This is a genomic window from Sphingobium indicum BiD32 (assembly GCF_000382885.1).
Taxonomy (GTDB): Bacteria; Pseudomonadota; Alphaproteobacteria; order Sphingomonadales; family Sphingomonadaceae; genus Sphingobium; species Sphingobium japonicum_C.
Genome location: NZ_CAVK010000260.1, coordinates 1 through 2628 on the forward strand (window position 1 = coordinate 1; position 2628 = coordinate 2628).

Sequence of the window (2628 nt, forward strand, 5' to 3'; positions counted from 1 at the left end):
TAAAGGAGTGAGGAAAATGGCTAAGGAAACGAACCGGATCGACATTTATCAGGCCGTCACCGACGACATTCTTGCGATGCTCGAAGCGGGCACCAAGCCTTGGGTGAAGCCGTGGAGCGGTGGGCCGACCATTCCGCTCCGGCACAATGGGGTCGCCTATCGTGGGATCAACGTCCTCAGCCTTTGGGCCAGCGCCATGCGTCAGGGCTTCGCCTCCCCCTATTGGCTGACCTTCAAACAGGCATTGGAGCTTGGCGGCAATGTCCGGAAGGGCAGCAAGGGGACCACCGTTGTCTATGCTAACAAGCTTGTCGTGAAGGACTCCGAGACGGACGACGAGCGCGCCATTCCGTTTCTGAAACGATACACGGTTTTCAATGCCGATCAGGTCGAGGGACTGGACGGCAAATATCCCGCGCCCGCCCCGATCATTACCAATCCCGAAACCCGCGACGTTGAGCTTGAAGTGATGTTCTCTCGCATCGACGCAACCGTTCGCATCGGCGGATCGCAAGCCTATTACCACACCCGCGACGACTATATCCAAATGCCTGCTTTTGAAGCGTTCCATTCCGCCGACGACTACTATGCCACGCTTGCGCACGAGGCCGTGCATCATGCAGGGCATGAAAGCCGCCTCAACCGGAAAACCCTGATTTCAACGAGCCGCGCCGACTATGCGAGGGACGAGCTCGTAGCCGAGCTGGGCGCATCCTTCATCGGCGCGATTGTCGGTTTCAAGGTCGAGGAACGCGAAGACCATGCCGCGTATATCGAGCACTGGTTGACCGCGCTCCGCAACGACAAGCGCGCGATTTTCGAGGCTGCCCGTGAGGCTCAGAACGCCGCCGACTACCTGTTGGCGATGATGACCGACCAAGCGGATTGAATGACCCGCCCTGCTAAATGCACGAGACGCCGCGCAAGCGCGGCGTCCCATTTCAGGAAAGTGAAATATGGGGGCTACTCAATGTGGTTTATATACAAATCCCGACATGTTAACTATGGGCGGGAGCAGGTCGTTTTTAGGTGCAAAATGGAAAATATCATCGACACCTACAGGAATCGCATCAAGGCGATGGGGTATGAGCCGCGTCGGCAGGAAGAGATTCCTGACGTGATGGCAGCTTATTGCGAAGCAATCGCAAATTGCAAGATTGAAGGACTTGAATTGGTTTCGGATGACCACTCTTTTTGTTTGCTGTTGGTCGAAACCCAAATTCCCGTCGATGTGGCGATTGGTCTGGCGCAGGACTACAACCGTGATGTTCTGTCCCGCCAGAAACTCGCTGCATGACAGGTGAGCGACCCTTACACCTGGCGTAACAGCGACGTTCTTCGGAACAAGCTGGGAATCCGCGACGATAATATCCTCAAGGAGCGAGAAGCTTTCTTCTCGGTTGTCCGACATGGCGAGCTGGTTGTGCAGCGCGCCGCGCCGGCGACGAACGCGCGCGAGTATCGCGAACTGCACAATCATCTGTTTCAGGACGTATATGATTGGGCGGGGCGCTTTCGGACTGTGGACATAAGCAAACCCGGCAGCACTTTTGCCCGAGCGCACTTCATTGCCCGCAGCATGGAGCACGAATTTAAGCAGCTGCCCGACCTCCAAACCCTCAAGTCGATGGATCGTGATCGCTTTGCGGATACCATGGGGCGGCATATTTCCGAATTAAATGCCGTTCATCCGTTCCGTGAGGGCAATGGTCGCACCATGCGGCTGCACTTGCAGCTACATTCCCTTGCGGCCGAGAAATTCGTCTCGATCCAGGCAATGGGGCCGAAGGACTGGATGGAGGCGAGCCGCGACAGCTTCCATACTGGAAATCACGCCTCCCTCGCCAAAGTCATCCGTGATGCCATGCCCCTCGAACAGAACCGCGTCGAGCCAGCGCGTGGGCCAGCGGGCATCGCGTTTCCACCCTCGATGGAATCTCTCATGCCAGTTGGCGAACGACGCGCAATGAGTATCGAGCAGGCCAAGGATCAAATCAGCCGTTACCTACCTACTGCGCAAACCGTTGCGTCGCGGCAGCATGAGCAGCTTAATCGGATCGCGGAAACGTCCGCTGACATGCGCCAGCTGGCCGCGCGTTCAGCGCAGGAGCTTGCCTTTTTCCGCGATCCCAAAGGGCCGATGCACCACCTTCAGCTGATTGAGCAACGCCGCTATCATCAGATCGAAGTCAATTGGTCCGAGGGTATGGACCCGCTGCAAAGAGTCCGCGCCATCAGCGCGGGCGCCGCAGATTTCCTTTCGAAAATGACCGACCGCGACATTCAGGCCGCCGATCGCGCGCTACGTCTGCAAGTCATGCCTCCCGGCGTCAGTCAGGTTGATCTACGCCTTGCCGCGCAATTCGAGAAAAACTCGCCTGAGCAGAACCGCGCCGATGCCAGGTTCGCGCAATTCCAGCTCGCCATTGATAAGCGCGTCGCGACAGCTACCGAGCGCGGCGCATCGAAGGAACAGCTGGCGCAGATCGTCGAAAGCGCAAAGGCCCATGTCGCCGCAACATTGCGCGAAGGCAAATCACCGACGCCGACCGCCGAGAAATCAAAGGACCGCGAGCGCTGAAAATGAGCGGCCAGGGCCGCGCGCTTCGTAGTCTGTCAGCTGCCACA

3 protein-coding genes are annotated in these 2628 nt (G+C 57.8%); all 3 read left to right on the forward strand.

Features of this window, described 5'->3' with window-relative positions; genetic code table 11:
• Window positions 1-16: 16 nt before the first annotated feature.
• The 3 genes from EBBID32_RS23025 (at window position 17) to EBBID32_RS23035 (ending at window position 2581) form a co-directional block, all read left to right on the forward strand.
• The gene (locus tag EBBID32_RS23025; protein ID WP_004213405.1) at window positions 17-889 is read left to right on the forward strand and encodes an ArdC family protein; all 873 of its coding nucleotides are present in this window, start codon (window positions 17-19) and stop codon (window positions 887-889) included.
• A 147-nt stretch (window positions 890-1036) separates the two neighbouring features.
• Complete coding sequence (locus EBBID32_RS23030) at window positions 1037-1297, forward strand: hypothetical protein (RefSeq protein WP_006968047.1); 261 nt, start codon at window positions 1037-1039, stop codon at window positions 1295-1297.
• Window positions 1298-1300: 3 nt separating this feature from the next.
• On the forward strand, window positions 1301-2581 hold the full coding sequence (locus EBBID32_RS23035) for a Fic/DOC family protein (RefSeq protein WP_006968049.1): 1281 nt from the start codon (window positions 1301-1303) through the stop codon (window positions 2579-2581).
• The last annotated feature ends 47 nt before the right edge of the window (window positions 2582-2628 follow it).

What these genes read in the sequence shown, in the direction of transcription:
- EBBID32_RS23025 (WP_004213405.1), top strand. Translation starts at nt 17, where the DNA reads ATGGCTAAGGAAACGAACCGGATCGACATTTATCAGGCCGTCACCGAC.
- EBBID32_RS23030 (WP_006968047.1), top strand. Translation starts at nt 1,037, where the DNA reads ATGGAAAATATCATCGACACCTACAGGAATCGCATCAAGGCGATGGGG.